Annotated in this window: 14 protein-coding genes; 5 read left to right on the top strand and 9 right to left on the bottom strand. The window is 59.2% G+C overall.

Annotated elements, in window-relative coordinates; all coding sequences use genetic code 11:
• Positions 1-106: 106 nt before the first annotated feature.
• The 5 genes from WA225_RS21360 to WA225_RS21340 form a co-directional block, all read right to left on the bottom strand.
• On the bottom strand, positions 107-643 hold the full coding sequence (locus tag WA225_RS21360; RefSeq protein WP_422609478.1) for a C40 family peptidase: 537 nt from the start codon (positions 641-643) through the stop codon (positions 107-109).
• 221 nt (positions 644-864) lie between these two features.
• Positions 865-1,482 (bottom strand): C40 family peptidase, encoded by a 618-nt coding sequence (locus WA225_RS21355; RefSeq protein WP_064117349.1) that lies wholly within the window; start codon positions 1,480-1,482, stop codon positions 865-867.
• 226 nt (positions 1,483-1,708) lie between these two features.
• Positions 1,709-2,413 (bottom strand): DnaA regulatory inactivator Hda, encoded by a 705-nt coding sequence (hda, locus tag WA225_RS21350; RefSeq protein WP_007919828.1) that lies wholly within the window; start codon positions 2,411-2,413, stop codon positions 1,709-1,711.
• Between the two features lie 216 nt (positions 2,414-2,629).
• Positions 2,630-3,703, bottom strand: coding sequence for an AI-2E family transporter (locus tag WA225_RS21345; protein WP_422609477.1), 1,074 nt, complete (start codon positions 3,701-3,703; stop codon positions 2,630-2,632).
• A gap of 34 nt (positions 3,704-3,737) precedes the next feature.
• Positions 3,738-4,796, bottom strand: coding sequence for a DUF2066 domain-containing protein (locus WA225_RS21340; protein ID WP_422609476.1), 1,059 nt, complete (start codon positions 4,794-4,796; stop codon positions 3,738-3,740).
• Between the two features lie 374 nt (positions 4,797-5,170).
• On the opposite strand from WA225_RS21340, the gene purM reads away from it, so the two are divergent.
• From purM to WA225_RS21325, 3 genes are read left to right on the top strand one after another with little or no spacing between them, the layout of a single operon-like run.
• Complete coding sequence (gene purM, locus WA225_RS21335; protein WP_064117351.1) at positions 5,171-6,229, top strand: phosphoribosylformylglycinamidine cyclo-ligase; 1,059 nt, start codon at positions 5,171-5,173, stop codon at positions 6,227-6,229.
• Positions 6,229-6,879 (top strand): phosphoribosylglycinamide formyltransferase, encoded by a 651-nt coding sequence (gene purN / locus WA225_RS21330; protein ID WP_422609475.1) that lies wholly within the window; start codon positions 6,229-6,231, stop codon positions 6,877-6,879. Before purM ends, purN begins: the two co-directional genes overlap by 1 nt.
• Positions 6,880-6,887: 8 nt before the next feature.
• Positions 6,888-7,601, top strand: a complete 714-nt coding sequence (locus WA225_RS21325) for a DUF3108 domain-containing protein (protein ID WP_422609474.1) — start codon at positions 6,888-6,890, stop codon at positions 7,599-7,601.
• A gap of 290 nt (positions 7,602-7,891) precedes the next feature.
• Here WA225_RS21325 and WA225_RS21320 read toward each other — a convergent pair whose 3' ends face one another.
• Positions 7,892-9,517: a methyl-accepting chemotaxis protein gene (locus WA225_RS21320; protein ID WP_422609473.1), complete on the bottom strand. Its 1,626-nt coding sequence runs from the start codon at positions 9,515-9,517 to the stop codon at positions 7,892-7,894.
• A 130-nt stretch (positions 9,518-9,647) separates the two neighbouring features.
• Positions 9,648-10,703 carry an amidohydrolase family protein gene (locus WA225_RS21315; protein WP_422609472.1) on the bottom strand — a complete coding sequence of 352 codons (1,056 nt, stop codon included), beginning with the start codon at positions 10,701-10,703 and terminating at the stop codon, positions 9,648-9,650.
• 128 nt (positions 10,704-10,831) lie between these two features.
• On the opposite strand from WA225_RS21315, the gene WA225_RS21310 reads away from it, so the two are divergent.
• Both WA225_RS21310 and WA225_RS21305 read left to right on the top strand, forming a co-directional pair.
• Positions 10,832-11,248, top strand: coding sequence for an OsmC family protein (locus WA225_RS21310; protein WP_422609471.1), 417 nt, complete (start codon positions 10,832-10,834; stop codon positions 11,246-11,248).
• Positions 11,249-11,309: 61 nt separating this feature from the next.
• Entirely contained in the window at positions 11,310-12,176 is an 867-nt protein-coding gene (locus WA225_RS21305) for a pirin family protein (RefSeq protein ID WP_422609469.1), read from the top strand.
• 231 nt (positions 12,177-12,407) lie between these two features.
• Here the strand turns inward: WA225_RS21305 and WA225_RS21300 are convergent, their stop codons facing one another.
• Together WA225_RS21300 and htpG are read right to left on the bottom strand one after the other, a co-directional pair.
• Positions 12,408-13,136: a dienelactone hydrolase family protein gene (locus WA225_RS21300; protein WP_422609468.1), complete on the bottom strand. Its 729-nt coding sequence runs from the start codon at positions 13,134-13,136 to the stop codon at positions 12,408-12,410.
• A gap of 68 nt (positions 13,137-13,204) precedes the next feature.
• Positions 13,205-15,109, bottom strand: coding sequence for a molecular chaperone HtpG (gene htpG / locus WA225_RS21295; RefSeq protein ID WP_053118568.1), 1,905 nt, complete (start codon positions 15,107-15,109; stop codon positions 13,205-13,207).
• Between the last annotated feature and the right edge of the window lie 77 nt (positions 15,110-15,186).

The following is a 15,186-nucleotide window of genomic DNA, read 5'->3' as shown; positions in this document are numbered from 1 at the left end:
CGCGAAAGCGTCGGGTCAGTCAATATTGAATTGAATGACACACCGCCTTCGCGAGCAAGTCGAATCGTCGCACCGTCGCTCCCACATGGGTTTTGCGTTGTCTTTACTACGGGTTATGCGCCAGATGCTCCGGCTGCAATACGCGCTTGGCGCTCAGATAAGCCTTCTGCCAATACGCCTTTGACAGGCTGTCCAGCTTCACCGTGCCACCCGTGGCCGGCGCATGCACAAAGCGCCCTTCGCCGACGTAAATCCCCGCATGACTGACCTGCGAGCCGCCATTGGTGGCGAAGAAGATCAGGTCGCCGGTCTGCAGGCCTTCCTTGCCGACATTCGGTGCCTGCATGACGATCAACTCACGCGTCGAACGCGGCAAAGAGATGCCTGCCGCATCACGGTAGACAAAACCGATCAGCCCGCTGCAATCAAACCCTGAATCCGGCGTGTTGCCGCCCCAGCGATAAGGCGTGCCGACCAGGCCGAGCGCGCGAAACAGCACGTCTTCGGCGGCAGGTGAAAAAGATTGCGAAGGGCCGAACACGACCGGGGCACGAACCACCGGCGCAGGTGGCGGTGTGCGACTGGCGCAGGCGCTGAGCAGCGCTATGCAGAGCATCAAGGTGAGGCGGGCCGACATCGTCATAAGCAGAACATCCTGATCTGGCTGCGGCTTTTTCTGCCGATGGACAGAAAACAAAACCGCCTGCGTGAGCACGCAGGCGGTTTGCCATCAATATAGATACAGGATTCTAGCGGCTACGCGGCAAACTTCAAGTAAGACTTTAACTTCACCTTGTAAAGTCTACGTCTACTCCGTTGCCGGAAGCCTGAATGTCGCCGCGAACGCGGCGACAACAGGAGGAATTACTTGCGAGCAGTGACGACCGTCGGAGCATTCGCCAGAGCGCGTTTCGCTTCGATGAAGGTCTTGCTCCAGTAGCTGTCACCCAGGCTGTCGATGCGAACACCGCCGCTGCGACGGCTGCTGGAGTGGATGAACTGGTTGTCACCCAGATAAATCCCGGCGTGACTGACGCGACCGCGACGACCGTTGGTGGCGAAGAACAGCAGATCGCCCGGCTCAAGGTTGCTGCGCGACACCAGCGGCGCATCGACGTTGATCATTTCGCGAGTGGAGCGTGGCAGGTTCATGCCGGCTTCTTCGCGGAACAGGTAACCGATGAACCCACTGCAATCGAAACCGGCTTCAGAGGTCCCGCCAAAACGGTAACGGGTACCGATCAGGGACATGCCGCGTTCGAGGATGCTGTCGGCCAGAACAGGAAGCTGATAAGGCTTCTTGCCATTGAATTCGTTGAGTTCTTTTTCGGTGTCGAGCTCTTCCTGGTAAATAACGGAAGACTGAGCCGTGGCAGAATTTTTAACCTGTTGAGACTGCTCTTGAACTGGAGAATGAGCAGCGCAACCGAACAACAGGGTGACGAGTGCGAGAGGCACGAGGGGTGCGAAGCGCTTTAGCATGGGCACGACCGTGGCTGATAGTTGTAAAGAAGCCGAGACTATGCCCGCTATCAGCCTCATTTGCAAATTCAATCGATCTTTTTGTGACTTCCCGGTTTCTCGTTTACATCTAAGCGCTTAAGCCCATTTGAACCAATACGCGGCCTGCACACCGTGCAGGAAAGCGGATTTTCTGGCGCCTGAAATATGCCGAAACACGCTGCAAGCCGCGCAACCAAAGGGGTGGCTACCAGCCGAGGGTTTCTTTGAGGAAGGGAATCGTCAGCTTGCGTTGCGCCTGTAAAGAGGCCTGATCGAGCTGCTCGAGAAGGTCGAACAGCGCACTCATGCTGCGGGTACCGCGAGTCAAAATAAAATGCCCGACTTCATCGGTCAGGTGCAGACCGCGACGCGATGCGCGCAATTGCAGGGCACGCAATTTGTCTTCATCGGAAAGTGGGCGCATCTGGAAAATCAGCGCCAGGGTCAGGCGGGATTTCAAGTCGGCCAGTTTGACCGGCAGTTCACGCGGAGAAGTGGACGCGGCGATCAGCAGACGCCGACCGCTGTCACGCAGACGGTTGAACAGATGAAACATCGCCTCTTCCCAGTCAGCCTTGCCGGCAATCACCTGCAAGTCGTCCAGGCAAACCAGTTCGTACTGTTCGAGGTTATCGAGGATTTCAACGCCGCGATCCATCAACTCAGCCAGCGGCAAATAGACTGCCGGCTCGCCCATCTGCTCGAAACGCAAGCACGCTGCCTGCAACAGATGCGTACGCCCTACGCCGTGTTTTCCCCACAGGTAGATCAGGCTTTCTGTCCAGCCGGCGTCGGCTTCGCATAGACGCTCGACATAGCCGAGTGCAGCGGCATTGGCGCCTGGGTAGTAGTTGATGAAGGTGGCGTCGTCACGCAGACGCACACCTAGGGGCAGCTGAATCGGTTTCATGCTGACTGAACAGTTCTCAAGGAACCGTTAGTGGCCTCTGTGTAAAGTTTGCGAAGTTTATACCCGTGAAGCTGAGCGCACAATGCGACAGAGTCCAAGCAAAATCAAAGGTTTGCGTTAACACACTGGTTTTATGACAGTTTCTCTGGCGGTGTTTTGCCAGCAACGCCCGCAAGACACGGGCCAACCCGGCTTCCGCCGGGCTGTCCGCCGCGGTTACAACTGCGGATCGTCCACACCACTATAAATATCGGAATCCTTGTACAAGTCGTGGACATGGCGCACCAGCACCATGATCACCGCAGCCACCGGCAACGCCAGCAACACCCCGGTGAAACCGAACAGCTCGCCGCCCGCCAGAATCGCGAAGATCACCGCCACCGGGTGCAGACCGATGCGATCGCCCACCAGCAACGGCGTCAGCACCATACCCTCCAGCGCCTGACCGACCATGAACACCGCCACGATCCCGATCATCGGATACAGATCGCCACCGAACTGGAACAACCCGGCAATCAGTGCCGCGCCAATACCGATCACGAAGCCCATGTACGGCACGATCGCTGCCAAACCGGCGATGAGGCCGATCAACAGGCCCAGCTCCAGACCGACAATCATCAGGCCGGCCGCATAAATCACGCCCAACGCCAGCATCACCAGCAGTTGCCCGCGAACGAACGCACCCAGCACCTCATGACATTCCCCAGCCAGGGCGACCACGCGCTCCTCACGGTCACGCGGCAGCAGGCTGCGGATCTTGGCCATCATCACGTCCCAGTCGCGCAGCAGGTAGAAACTCACCACCGGGATCAGCACCAGATTGGCCAGCCAGCCGATCAGCGCCAGGCTCGACGCCGTCGCCTGACTCAGCACCACGCCGACAATGTCGGTGGTCTGACCCATGTGCTCGCTGATCGCAGCCTTGACCTTATCGAACTTCCAGAAACCGTCCGATAACCCCAGCTTCGACTGCGCCCACGGCACCGCCGTGTGCTGCAGCCAATCGAGCATTTGCGGCGCCAGTTCGTACAGACGCAGCAACTGCTTTGCGAGCATCGGCACCAGCACCAGCATCAGTGCCGTGACGATCAAGGTGAACAGGGCAAACACCGCGATCACACCCCAGGTTCGCGACAGACCGAGCCGCTCCAGACGATCCACCAGCGGATCGAACAGATACGCCAGCAACAGCGCCACCAGAAACGGCGTGAGGATCGGATGCAGCAACCATACAAACGCGCAAAGCAGGACCACCCCACCGAGCCAGAACCAACGCCGCGTATCGGCCATGTACCACTCCTGTTGCTTCTATATAAGGAAAGACTTACCAGCGAAACCGCAACGACGGTGCTGCCGGGGTCGGGGCTGGCGCTGCAACAGGTGCTGCCCCCGCCACCGCAGGCTGCGGCGCGGCCACCGGGGCCGCAGCTTCGGCGGGCAGCTCCTGCAACTTCGCCAGCGACAACTGCGCACGCATCTGATCGGCACTGCCATTGACCCGATACACGATGCGATCACCATCAACACTTTGCAGACGCACGCCAAACGGTTCGAGTAACCGCAACAGCGTTGCGTAATGCTCAAGATTCATGCCCTGCACTTCTAGAGTCTGTTGACCCGAAGCACCAGGCTTGGCCACAAAACGTGGCGCCAGACGCTCAGCCACCGCCAGCATCACCGCGTCAGCCACGGCGGCCTGATCGGCGCCCTGCACGCTGTCCGCCTCTTTCTGATCGCCCAGCCACAGGTGCCATTTGGCTTGCCACTGCCCGCCTTCTTCACGGGCATGCACGGCCAGCAGAGCGTCGGCGTTGTAGCGTTCGGAAGCGCCGCGCAGTGGCGCCGGATCCGTGCCTTCAAGCGCTGGTGCGGTGGCGACCAATTGTTCACTCAGGTCTGCCAGCGGCAAACGCAACGGCAATCCGCGATGTTGCGCGGCCGTACGCAACGGCGCGGCAGCAGCCTGACCATCGCCGACCAGACTCGAACCCTCAGTGGAATCGTTCAGCCACCAGCTCAGAATCGACGGCCGACTGGCGCCCCACAACGACAACCCGGCACGGCGCAGCGCCTGCTCGGTAGTCGCCGGATCGAAATCGACCTTGAGCACCTCCGGCGGCCCGGCATCGAAACCGAACTGACTGATAATTTGCTGCGGATCCTTGCGAATCGCCGCCAGCCCCGGGTTCTGCGCAGCTTTTGGATCGCCGGTCAGACGCAACACCAGCGTATCGAGCGCCGCCTGCGTGGCGCGATCACGCTCTTCCGGTGCCTGGCCATTGACCGGCTCACGCACTTGATAAAGGCCTTTGAGGTTTTCGGCGTGACTCGCCAGGCTGAGCAGAGACAAACAACCCACAAACAACAATTTACAAAAACGCATGGAAAATTCCCGTCGACAGGAGCGGCTGGAACAGGCCGCGTGAACCGGTTAAGCAAGGCTGTGACAATCTGCCAGCACCAAACATTCACACGACCGCGATAAGTTTTTGCACAGTGATAACGATAGACGGTTAATCGCCACACCTTATACAGGCGTTCATACGGCTCAATTGCAAAAAATTTCCGCTGATATGGCCCTGCCCGTCGGTGCGAGGATGGCCGCTGCCCCTCAAGCCTGATAAAATCGCGCGCCTTCGCAGACCGGCAACAGCCGGGCACCTCAAAACTCGCGTGAGGCCATCGCCTCCCTCGATTTCGACGTTCCCGCTGAACTCGGTCGTTACCCCTGAATCCCCTCCCCTAAAGGCCTGGATCATGAGCAAGCAACCCTCCCTGAGCTACAAGGACGCCGGTGTAGACATCGACGCCGGTGAAGCATTGGTCGAACGCATCAAGAGCGTCGCCAAGCGCACTGCGCGCCCGGAAGTCATGGGCGGCCTGGGCGGTTTCGGCGCCCTCTGCGAAATCCCGGCCGGCTACAAGCAGCCAGTACTGGTTTCCGGCACCGACGGCGTCGGCACCAAGCTGCGTCTGGCGCTGAACCTGAACAAGCACGACAGCATCGGTATCGACCTGGTTGCGATGTGCGTGAACGACCTCGTGGTGTGCGGCGCCGAGCCACTGTTCTTCCTCGACTACTACGCCACCGGCAAGCTGAATGTCGAGACCGCAACTCAAGTCGTGACTGGCATCGGCGCTGGCTGCGAACTGTCGGGTTGCTCGCTGGTTGGCGGCGAAACCGCTGAAATGCCTGGCATGTACGAAGGCGAAGACTACGACCTGGCCGGCTTCTGCGTCGGTGTCGTGGAAAAAGCTGAAATCATCGACGGCTCGAAAGTCGCCACCGGTGACGCGCTGATCGCGCTGCCATCGTCCGGCCCGCACTCCAACGGCTACTCGCTGATCCGCAAAATCATCGAAGTGTCGGGTGCCGACATCGAGAACATCCAGCTCGACGGCAAACCGCTGACCGATCTGCTGATGGCCCCGACCCGTATCTACGTGAAGCCGCTGCTCAAGCTGATCAAAGACACCGGCGCCGTCAAAGCCATGGCCCACATCACCGGTGGTGGCCTGCTCGACAACATCCCGCGTGTGCTGCCAAAAGGCGCTCAGGCCGTGGTTGACGTGGCTAGCTGGACTCGCCCTGCCGTGTTCGACTGGCTGCAAGAAAAAGGCAACGTTGACGAAACCGAGATGCACCGCGTACTGAACTGCGGCGTCGGCATGGTCATCTGCGTGGCTCAGGAGCACGTTGAAGTGGCTCTGAAGACCCTGCGTGACGCTGGCGAACAGCCTTGGGTCATCGGCCAGATCGCTGCCGCCGCCGAAGGTGCCGCCCAGGTTGATCTGCAGAACCTTAAGGCTCATTAATGTCCGCAACCTGTGATGTCGTGGTGCTGTTGTCCGGCACCGGCAGTAACTTGCAGGCTCTGATCGACAGCACGCGGACCGGCGACAGCCCGGTTCGCATCGCTGCGGTGATTTCCAACCGCGCCGACGCCTACGGCCTGCAACGCGCCAGTGACGCGGGTATCGCCACCCGCTCGCTGGATCACAAGGCATTCGAAGGTCGCGAGGCCTTCGATGCTGCTCTGATCGAACTGATCGACCAATTCCAACCCAAACTCGTGGTGCTGGCCGGCTTCATGCGCATTCTCAGCGCTGACTTCGTTCGCCACTACCAGGGTCGCCTGCTCAACATCCACCCGTCGCTGCTGCCCAAATACAAAGGGTTACACACTCATCAGCGCGCGCTGGAGGCCGGCGACACCGAGCACGGCTGCTCCGTGCACTTCGTCACCGAGGAACTCGATGGCGGACCACTGGTCGTACAGGCAGTATTACCGGTAGAGTTGCACGACACGCCGCAGAGTCTGGCGCAGCGAGTTCACGTTCAGGAACACCTGATCTACCCGATGGCGGTACGCTGGTTTGCCGAAGGCAGGCTGGCACTCGGCGAACACGGTGCTTTACTGGACGGGCAGTTACTCGCGGCCAGCGGCCACTTGATTCGAAACTAGGAGATTTTATGCGTCGCGCCCTGCTCTTCGCTTGCGCTCTGCTCGCCCTGCCTTTCGCGCAGGCTGCGGACCTTCAACCGTTCTCCGCCAGCTACACCGCCGACTGGAAACAGCTGCCCATGAGCGGCACCGCTGAACGCAGCCTGGTCAAGGAAGCCAGCGGCGTCTGGAAGCTCAGCTTCAAGGCCTCGATGATGATCGCCAGCCTGACGGAAGAAAGCACCCTGACCCTGGACAAGGACACCCTGCTGCCGCAGTCCTACCACTTCGAACGTGGCGGTCTGGGCAAAGCGAAAAAGGCTGATCTGGATTTCGACTGGAACAGCAAAATGGTCACCGGCACCGACCGTGGCGACGCGGTGAAGATCCCGCTGAACCGCGGCATGGTCGACAAATCCACTTATCAGTTGGCACTGCAGCATGACGTCGCTGCTGGCAAGAAGACCATGAGCTATCAAGTGGTCGATGACGGCGAAGTCGACACCTACGACTTCCGCGTGCTGGGCTCGGAGAAAGTCGAGACCAAGGCTGGCAAGATTGATGCGATCAAGGTCGAGCGCGTGCGCGACCCGACGCAAAGCAAGCGCACCACCGTGCTCTGGTTCGCCAAGGATTGGGATTACCTGCTGGTCCGCCTGCAACAGGTTGAAACCGACGGCAAGGAGTACAACATCATGCTCCAGGACGGCACGGTCAACGGCAAAACCGTTAAAGGCAGCTGATCCGCCGCAAGAACAAGGAGCCCCGCGAAATGCGGGGCTTTTTTTGTCTGCTGGATTGGAGATTTGTGCCAACCTTGCCCCTCACCCCAGCCCTCTCCCGAGGGAGAGGGAGCCGACCGAGATGTCTGGCGCTATCCATCGACCTGAAAAATCGAGTCGATTATGGATTCTTCAAAGCAAGATCAGGTCGGTGTAACTCGCCAATCTCCCACGGTCAGTCCCCTCTCCCTACGGGCGGTCCGACGTTTCGGGAGGGTTAGGGTGAGGGCAATCTCAGACTCACCCCACACTCAAACCGAAAACTTCGCCACCATGCTGTTCAAATCCACCGCCAACCGCGACAACTCCTGACTCGCCGCACTGGTCTGATTGGCCCCCGCCGACGTCTGCATCGCCAGATCGCGGATGTTCATCAGATTACGATCCACTTCCCGCGCCACCGCTGCCTGCTCCTCCGAGGCACTGGCAATCACCAGGTTGCGCTCGTTGATCAGCGTGAACGCCGAGGCGATCTCTTCAAGCGCAGTCCCGGCCGCCTTGGCCAACTCCAGCGTCGAACGCGCCCGCACATTGCTCTGCTGCATCGAACTGACCGCCGAATCGGTGCCCTGCTGAATCCCGCCAATCATCTGCTCGATCTCCTGCGTCGATTGCTGCGTGCGATGCGCCAGCGCCCGCACCTCATCCGCCACCACCGCAAATCCGCGCCCGGCATCACCGGCCCGCGCCGCCTCGATCGCAGCATTCAAAGCGAGCAAGTTGGTCTGCTCGGCAATCGAACGAATCACGTCCAGCACCTTGCTGATGCTGTAGACCTTCTGCGCCAGATCTTCCACCTGACTCGCATTGGCCGTCACATCATCGGCAAGCGATTCGATGGACAACACCGTTTGATGCACCTGCTCGCGACCATGCTGGGCAATCCGATCTGACTCACGCGAAGCCTCAGAGGTCGCCACCGCATTGCTGGCCACCTCCTCCACCGCTGCCGTCATCTGGTTGACCGCCGTGGCGGCTTGTTCGATTTCCAGACTCTGCTGATGCAAACCTCGCGTGGCGTCTTCCGTGACGCAACTCAGCTCCTCCGAGGCCGAGGCCAATTGACTTGAGGACTCCGAGATTTGCCGAATCGTGTCGCGCAGGTTGTGCTGCATGCTTTTCAGTGCGTACAGCAATCGGGCGGGTTCGTCCTTGCCGCTGATGTTGATATCGCCAGTCAGATCACCGCCGGCCACCACCTCAGCGACGCCCAGCGATTGCGCCAGCGGCAGGACAATGCTGCGCGTCAGCAGCAGGGCCAGACCAATGGTGATCAGCGCGGTAATGCCGATCATCACCCCGACCCACACCCGTGAGTTGATAAACACCAAGCGCGCAGCCTCGGTGGCAAGGTTGGCATTGTGTTTATTGAGCTCAACCAGTTCGCGCAAAAGCACTGCGATTTCATCGGCCAAGGGACTCATCTGACCGTTAAGAATGGTCGCAGCCTCCTCGACCCGATTCTGCGCCGACAACTGCATGACCTGCGCCTGAAACTCCAGGTACTGGTGCTCGGCGACCTTGAAGCGATCAAACAGCTTGCGCTCTTCGGGCAACACGATCAGCACGTCATAACGCTGCTGGGCCTCACTGAGCACATCGCGTAATTCATTGAGTTTGGCAACGTTCTGCTCGAGCGCCTGGGGATCGCGATTGAGCAACAGGCGCATGGTCAGCGCGCGCAGACGCAGCATGTCCTGACTCATCTCACCGACCGCCATCACGCTTGGCAGCCAGTTGTTATCGACCTCGTCGGACTGCGCGCGCATGTTCGACATTTGCAGTAAAGCGAACGCCCCGAGCGCGAATACCATCAAGGCCAACAGACCAAAACCCAGACCGGCGCGCGGGGCAATATTGAGACTACGGATACTCATTGCTCTGGTTCCTTCCAAAAGCGCTGCATCAACCCTGCAGCTGGTTGCTCTAGAAGGTATCGGCCCGGCGGAAAAATGCGTAAGACGAAAAGGCGATATCAAAAGGCCTTGATCCTTCGAACCGTTGGCATTAACGATTCAGCGTGGTTTTCCCGGACTTGAGCTCCGTTCGCGGCAAGATCGCCAGAAAGTTATCACGAGCAACTTTTTCAGCAACGTCCTCGGGCAATGCATCGAGGAAAGGCTTGAAGCTGCGCATTTCTTCACCGAGCTTGTTGAAACGTCCTACCACGTCGGAGCCGAGCATGAAGCGTTCGGGGTATTTCTTGACCAGTGCCAGCCATTCCGGGCGCGGCGTGCCCTGCTCATCGAGCAAATACGGGGTGAGCATGCTCCATGACAGGTCAACGAACAGATTCGGGTACGCCTCAAGCATTCGGGTCAGGGTTGGCAGCAAGAACTTCAACTGCGTCTGATGGCGATGGATTTCAGCGCTGGTCCCGGCGTGCGCCCAAATGAATCGGGTGTGCGGGTGATTACGCAGCGGCCCTTCGATTTCCTTCAGGTACAGCGGATTTTTCTCACGCTTGGAGGTGATGTTGGAATGCAACATCACCGGCAGATCGTTCTCGGCAGCCAGGTGATAGATCCTGGTCATGGCTTCGTTGTTGGCGCGCGGCGTGTCACCGGACGTCAGCGCCGTGAGATCGTCATGACGGGTAAACACTTCACCGATGCCCTGCCACAGCCCCGGATACAGGTCGAGCAGGCGCTGGATGTGCGCGGCAGAGTTCTTGTCGTTGGGGTTGAAGCCCGACAGAAAGGGATGAAAGTACGGGCGCTGCTCAGGCGACAACTTTTGCACCGCATCGGCGACGATCACATCGGTTGCGCTGTACCAATAGGCATCGGCGTCGTCCCCGGCGTAATAGCGCGGACGCTTGGGTTCGTCTTCGTGCCATTTCTTCGCCACCGGAATACCGGAAATCATCACGTGTTCGACAGAGCCGTCCTTCATCGCCGTCAGCAATTTCGCCATGCCGGCGCTTTCCTGGAAAAAATCCACGTAATGCAGGTGCGCATCGCTGTAGGTGTATTCGCGGGCGCTGACGTTGCCGGCAAGCAGCAGAAGGCAGGCGAGACTCAAACGATACAGGGACACAAGTAATCTCCAGGAAGTAGGCATAGCCTAGACCCCGCCCTGACGACAAGGGTTCATCCCGCAGGAAAGTGGAACGCGTACCGGTGGGAATGCTCTATAACTGCAAGGTCTTGTTTGATCGAACGACTTTTCCTACTGCCTGTGAGGTTCCCATGACTGTTACCGTCAATACCGTCTCTGCCGAAGGTTTTCGTCACACCGTACAGATCGATGACCACGAATTGTTTACCGACGTGCCGAAATCCGCCGGCGGCGAAGGCTCGGCACCCGAGCCGCACGATTACTTCGACGCCGCGCTCGGCGCGTGCAAGGCGCTGACCCTGAAGATGTACGCGAAGAAAAAAGACATCCCGCTGACCGGCGTCGGTGTCGACGTCAAACGTGACAACAGCGAAGAGCAGAAAGGCAAATACGTCCTGCACGTCACCCTCACCCTCAAAGGCGTACTGACCGACGCCCAGCGCGAGGAATTGCTGCGAGTTGCCGACCGTTGCCCGATTCACAAGCTGATGACCACCAGCGAAGTCACCATTGAAACCCATGCGCCACAAGGCTTCGACAGCCAGTAATCCTCCTCGCGCCAGCGGCGGGTTATGCTTCTGGCATCACCCGCTCAGCCTGGAATGCACCATGGACACGCAACCTCTGATCATCCGCCCGCGCGCCGAAGACGTCGAAGGCCAGCCGATTCTGCGCCCGTTGCCGTCAGCCAAATGCCGCAGCGTCGGGCCTTTCGTGTTTTTCGACCACATGCTCGAGACGGTTTATCCGACGGGCAAAGGTATGAATATCCGACAGCACCCGCACATCGGTCTGTCGACGTTGACGTATTTGTTTGAAGGCCAGCTCCAGCACAAGGACAGTCTTGGCTCCGATCAGGTGGTCAGTGCCGGCGATGTCAGCTGGATGACCGCCGGCAGCGCGATTGCGCATGTTGAACGCACGCCAGAGCCGCTGTGGGACAAGAGTTTCACGATGCACGGTTTGCAGATCTGGCTGGCATCGCCCAAGGATCATGAGCAAGGCCCGGGGCATTACAGCCATCACCCAGCGGCGACGTTGCCGGTCAGCGATAACCTCGGCGTACAGATCCGCATGATTGCCGGGTCAGGCTTTTGCCTGGAATCGCCGGTGCCGGTGCTTTCTCCTACGTTGTATGCCGAAGTGAAGATGCAAACGGCGACTACCCTGTTGATTCCGACCGAGCATGAGGAGCGGGCGGTGTACGTGTTGAGCGGGGATGCGCAGTTGAATGGCGAAGCGATCGAGCCGCACGCGCTGCTGGTATTGCCGGCCGGCGAAGAGATGAGCCTGTTTGCCGAGAGCGATGTACACGCGGTGGTGTTCGGCGGCGCGCCGCTGGACGGGCCTCGGCGGATCAACTGGAATTTTGTTGCGAGCGATCCGGCGGCGATCGATGAGGCGCGGCGCAAATGGGCAGCCGGGGATTGGCCAACGGTGCCGGGGGAAGTTGAGCGGATTGACTTACCGCGTTAAGCCTTGACCCTCACCCCAGCCCTCCCGAAACGTCGGACCGCCCGTAGGGAGAGGGAGCAGACCGAGTGGTCTCAGGCTATACGCAGACCTGAAAAATCTTAGCGATTATGGATTCACCAAGGCACTTTCAGGTCGGCGTAACCCTCAAGCATCCCCCAATCAGTCCCCTCTCCCTTTGGGAGAGGGTTAGGCGGGCGGCGTTCCGATGAGGGGCTTTTAGCTTTCCAGGCTTCAGCCCTTGAACACTTCATCCAGCAAATCATGCATCGACTTGAACGCGCGCTTCGCGGTCTTCGCGTCGTACATCATCTTGCCCGGCACATTGGCATGCGGATCGGTAAACGAGTGCACCGCACCGCCGTAGCTCAGCAACTGCCAATCCACATTCGCCGCATTCATCTCATCTTCAAACGCCGGCAGCTGCTCTTTCGGCACCAACGGATCGGCAGCACCGTGCAACACCAGCACCGAGCCCTTGATGTTCTGCGCATCGGCCGGGTTCGGCGAATCCAGCGTGCCATGGAACGACACGGCAGCCTTCACCGGCGCCCCCGTGCGGGCCAGATCCAGCGCACAGCAACCGCCGAAGCAGAAACCGAACACCGCCAGCTTAGAAGTATCGACCGCCGCCTCGCCCTGCTTCTGCAACTGCTCGAACGCCGCCTGCATACGCTTGCGCAGCAACGCGCGATCATCCTTCAACGGCATCATCGCCGCGCCAGCCTGATCAGCGTTCTGCGGACGCACGGCCTGACCGTAAACGTCAGCGATCAACACCACGTAGCCCTTGGCCGCCACCGATTTGGCGATCTCTTCGGCACCGGCGCTGACACCCATCCAGTTCGGCGCCATCAACAAACCCGGACGCGCGCCCTTGTGCTCGGCGTCAAACGCCAGGCGACCTTCATAAGGTTGGCCGTCAATCTGATAGACCACGGAACGTACAGTGACTTGGCTCATTTCTGACTCCTGATTTGTTAAACACCAGAATGAAAAAACCCGCCGAAGCGGGTTTTTCTGCAACTTGGTTAAACCGACAGTTCAACCAGCAGCTTGTTCAGACGGCGCACGTAAGCCGCCGGATCTTTCAAGCTGTCACCGGCAGCCAGGGCCGCCTGATCGAAGAGGATGTGCGACAGGTCGCCAAAACGCTCTTCGCTCTGCTCGCCGTCGAGTTTCTCGATCAGCGGGTGGCTCGGGTTGAATTCGAAGATCGGCTTCGAGTCCGGCACTTTCTGCCCGCTGGCTTCGAGGATCTGACGCATTTGCAGACCCAGATCCTGCTCGCCGATGGCCAGAATGGCCGGCGAATCGGTCAGACGATGAGAAACCCGTACTTCCGCCACGGAATCGCCCAGCGCGGTTTTCAGACGCTCGACCAGACCTTCTTTGGACTTGGCGACTTCTTCTGCGGCTTTCTTGTCCTCTTCCGAGTCCAGGTTGCCCAGATCGAGGTCACCGCGTGCCACGTCGACGAAAGTCTTGCCGTCGAACTCGCTGAGGTAGCTCATCAGCCACTCATCGATGCGGTCGGTCAGCAGCAGCACTTCGATGCCTTTCTTGCGGAAGACTTCCAGGTGCGGGCTGTTCTTGACCTGCGCGTAGGTTTCGCCGGTGAGGTAGTAAATCTTGTCCTGACCTTCCTTGGCGCGGGCCAGGTAGTCAGCCAGACCAACGATCTGCTCGCCGTCGTCGCCATTGGTCGATGCGAAACGCAGCAGACCGGCAATTTTTTCCTTGTTGGCGAAGTCTTCTGCCGGGCCTTCTTTCATGACCTGACCGAAGTTCTTCCAGAAGCCCTTGTATTGCTCAGGCTCGTTTTTCGCCAGTTTTTCCAGCATGTCGAGCACGCGTTTGGTCAGCGCGGTCTTCATCGAATCGATGATCGGGTCTTTCTGCAGAATCTCGCGCGACACGTTCAGCGACAGGTCGTTGGAATCGACCACGCCTTTGATGAAGCGCAGGTACAGCGGCAGGAACGACTCGGCCTGATCCATCACGAACACGCGTTGCACGTACAGCTTCAGGCCTTTCGGCGCTTCACGCTGGTACAGGTCGAACGGCGCGCGAGCCGGCACGTACAGCAGCGAGCTGTATTCGAGCTTGCCTTCGACTTTGTTGTGGCTCCAGGCCAGCGGGTTTTCAAAGTCGTGAGCGATGTGCTTGTAGAACTCCTGGTATTCCTCGTCCTTCACCTCAGTGCGCGGACGGGTCCACAGGGCGCTGGCGCGGTTGACGGTTTCCCATTCGGCGGCCGGTGTTTCTTCACCTTCAGCAGGTGCGACTTCTTTCGGCAGCTCGATCGGCAGCGCGATATGGTCGGAGTACTTCTTGATGATGTTGCGCAGACGCCAGCCATCAGCAAATTCGTCTTCAGCGGCTTTGAGGTGCAGGACGATACGGGTGCCGCGCTCTGGCTTGTCGATGTTCGCAACTTCGAACTCGCCCTCGCCTTTCGACGACCAGTGCACGCCTTCGCTGGCCGGGGTGCCGGCGCGACGGGAGTACACGTCAACCTGGTCAGCCACGATGAAGGCGGAGTAGAAGCCCACACCGAACTGGCCGATCAGGTGCGAATCTTTCTTCTGATCGCCCGAGAGATTCTTCATGAAATCGGCGGTGCCCGATTTGGCGATGGTCCCCAAGTGGGTGATCACATCGTCACGGTTCATGCCGATACCGTTGTCTTCGAGGGTGACGGTCTTGGCGTCTTTGTCGAAGCTCACACGGATTTTCAGATCTGCACCACCTTCGAGTAACTCTGGCTTGGCCAGGGCTTCGAAGCGCAGTTTGTCGACAGCGTCAGAGGCGTTCGAGATCAATTCGCGAAGGAAGATTTCCTTGTTGGAATACAGCGAATGGATCATGAGGTGCAGCAGCTGCTTTACCTCGGTCTGGAAGCCCAGGGTTTCCTTTTGAGTTTCCACACTCATGGTCATCAAACTCCAATCAGATGGCAGTGGCCGCGACCCAAATGGTCGGCGGCGGGTTGTCATGTGAGTTTGGGGCG

Source organism: Pseudomonas sp. (assembly GCF_049300855.1).
GTDB lineage: Bacteria > Pseudomonadota > Gammaproteobacteria > Pseudomonadales > Pseudomonadaceae > Aquipseudomonas.
This window is presented reverse-complemented; position numbering and strand designations above follow the sequence as displayed.

Coding starts and splice junctions, on each gene's coding strand:
- WA225_RS21360 (WP_422609478.1), bottom strand. CDS start 643: ATGACGATGTCGGCCCGCCTCACCTTGATGCTCTGCATAGCGCTGCTC.
- WA225_RS21355 (WP_064117349.1), bottom strand. CDS start 1,482: ATGCTAAAGCGCTTCGCACCCCTCGTGCCTCTCGCACTCGTCACCCTG.
- hda (WP_007919828.1), bottom strand. CDS start 2,413: ATGAAACCGATTCAGCTGCCCCTAGGTGTGCGTCTGCGTGACGACGCC.
- WA225_RS21345 (WP_422609477.1), bottom strand. CDS start 3,703: ATGGCCGATACGCGGCGTTGGTTCTGGCTCGGTGGGGTGGTCCTGCTT.
- WA225_RS21340 (WP_422609476.1), bottom strand. CDS start 4,796: ATGCGTTTTTGTAAATTGTTGTTTGTGGGTTGTTTGTCTCTGCTCAGC.
- purM (WP_064117351.1), top strand. CDS start 5,171: ATGAGCAAGCAACCCTCCCTGAGCTACAAGGACGCCGGTGTAGACATC.
- purN (WP_422609475.1), top strand. CDS start 6,229: ATGTCCGCAACCTGTGATGTCGTGGTGCTGTTGTCCGGCACCGGCAGT.
- WA225_RS21325 (WP_422609474.1), top strand. CDS start 6,888: ATGCGTCGCGCCCTGCTCTTCGCTTGCGCTCTGCTCGCCCTGCCTTTC.
- WA225_RS21320 (WP_422609473.1), bottom strand. CDS start 9,517: ATGAGTATCCGTAGTCTCAATATTGCCCCGCGCGCCGGTCTGGGTTTT.
- WA225_RS21315 (WP_422609472.1), bottom strand. CDS start 10,703: ATGCCTACTTCCTGGAGATTACTTGTGTCCCTGTATCGTTTGAGTCTC.
- WA225_RS21310 (WP_422609471.1), top strand. CDS start 10,832: ATGACTGTTACCGTCAATACCGTCTCTGCCGAAGGTTTTCGTCACACC.
- WA225_RS21305 (WP_422609469.1), top strand. CDS start 11,310: ATGGACACGCAACCTCTGATCATCCGCCCGCGCGCCGAAGACGTCGAA.
- WA225_RS21300 (WP_422609468.1), bottom strand. CDS start 13,136: ATGAGCCAAGTCACTGTACGTTCCGTGGTCTATCAGATTGACGGCCAA.
- htpG (WP_053118568.1), bottom strand. CDS start 15,109: ATGAGTGTGGAAACTCAAAAGGAAACCCTGGGCTTCCAGACCGAGGTA.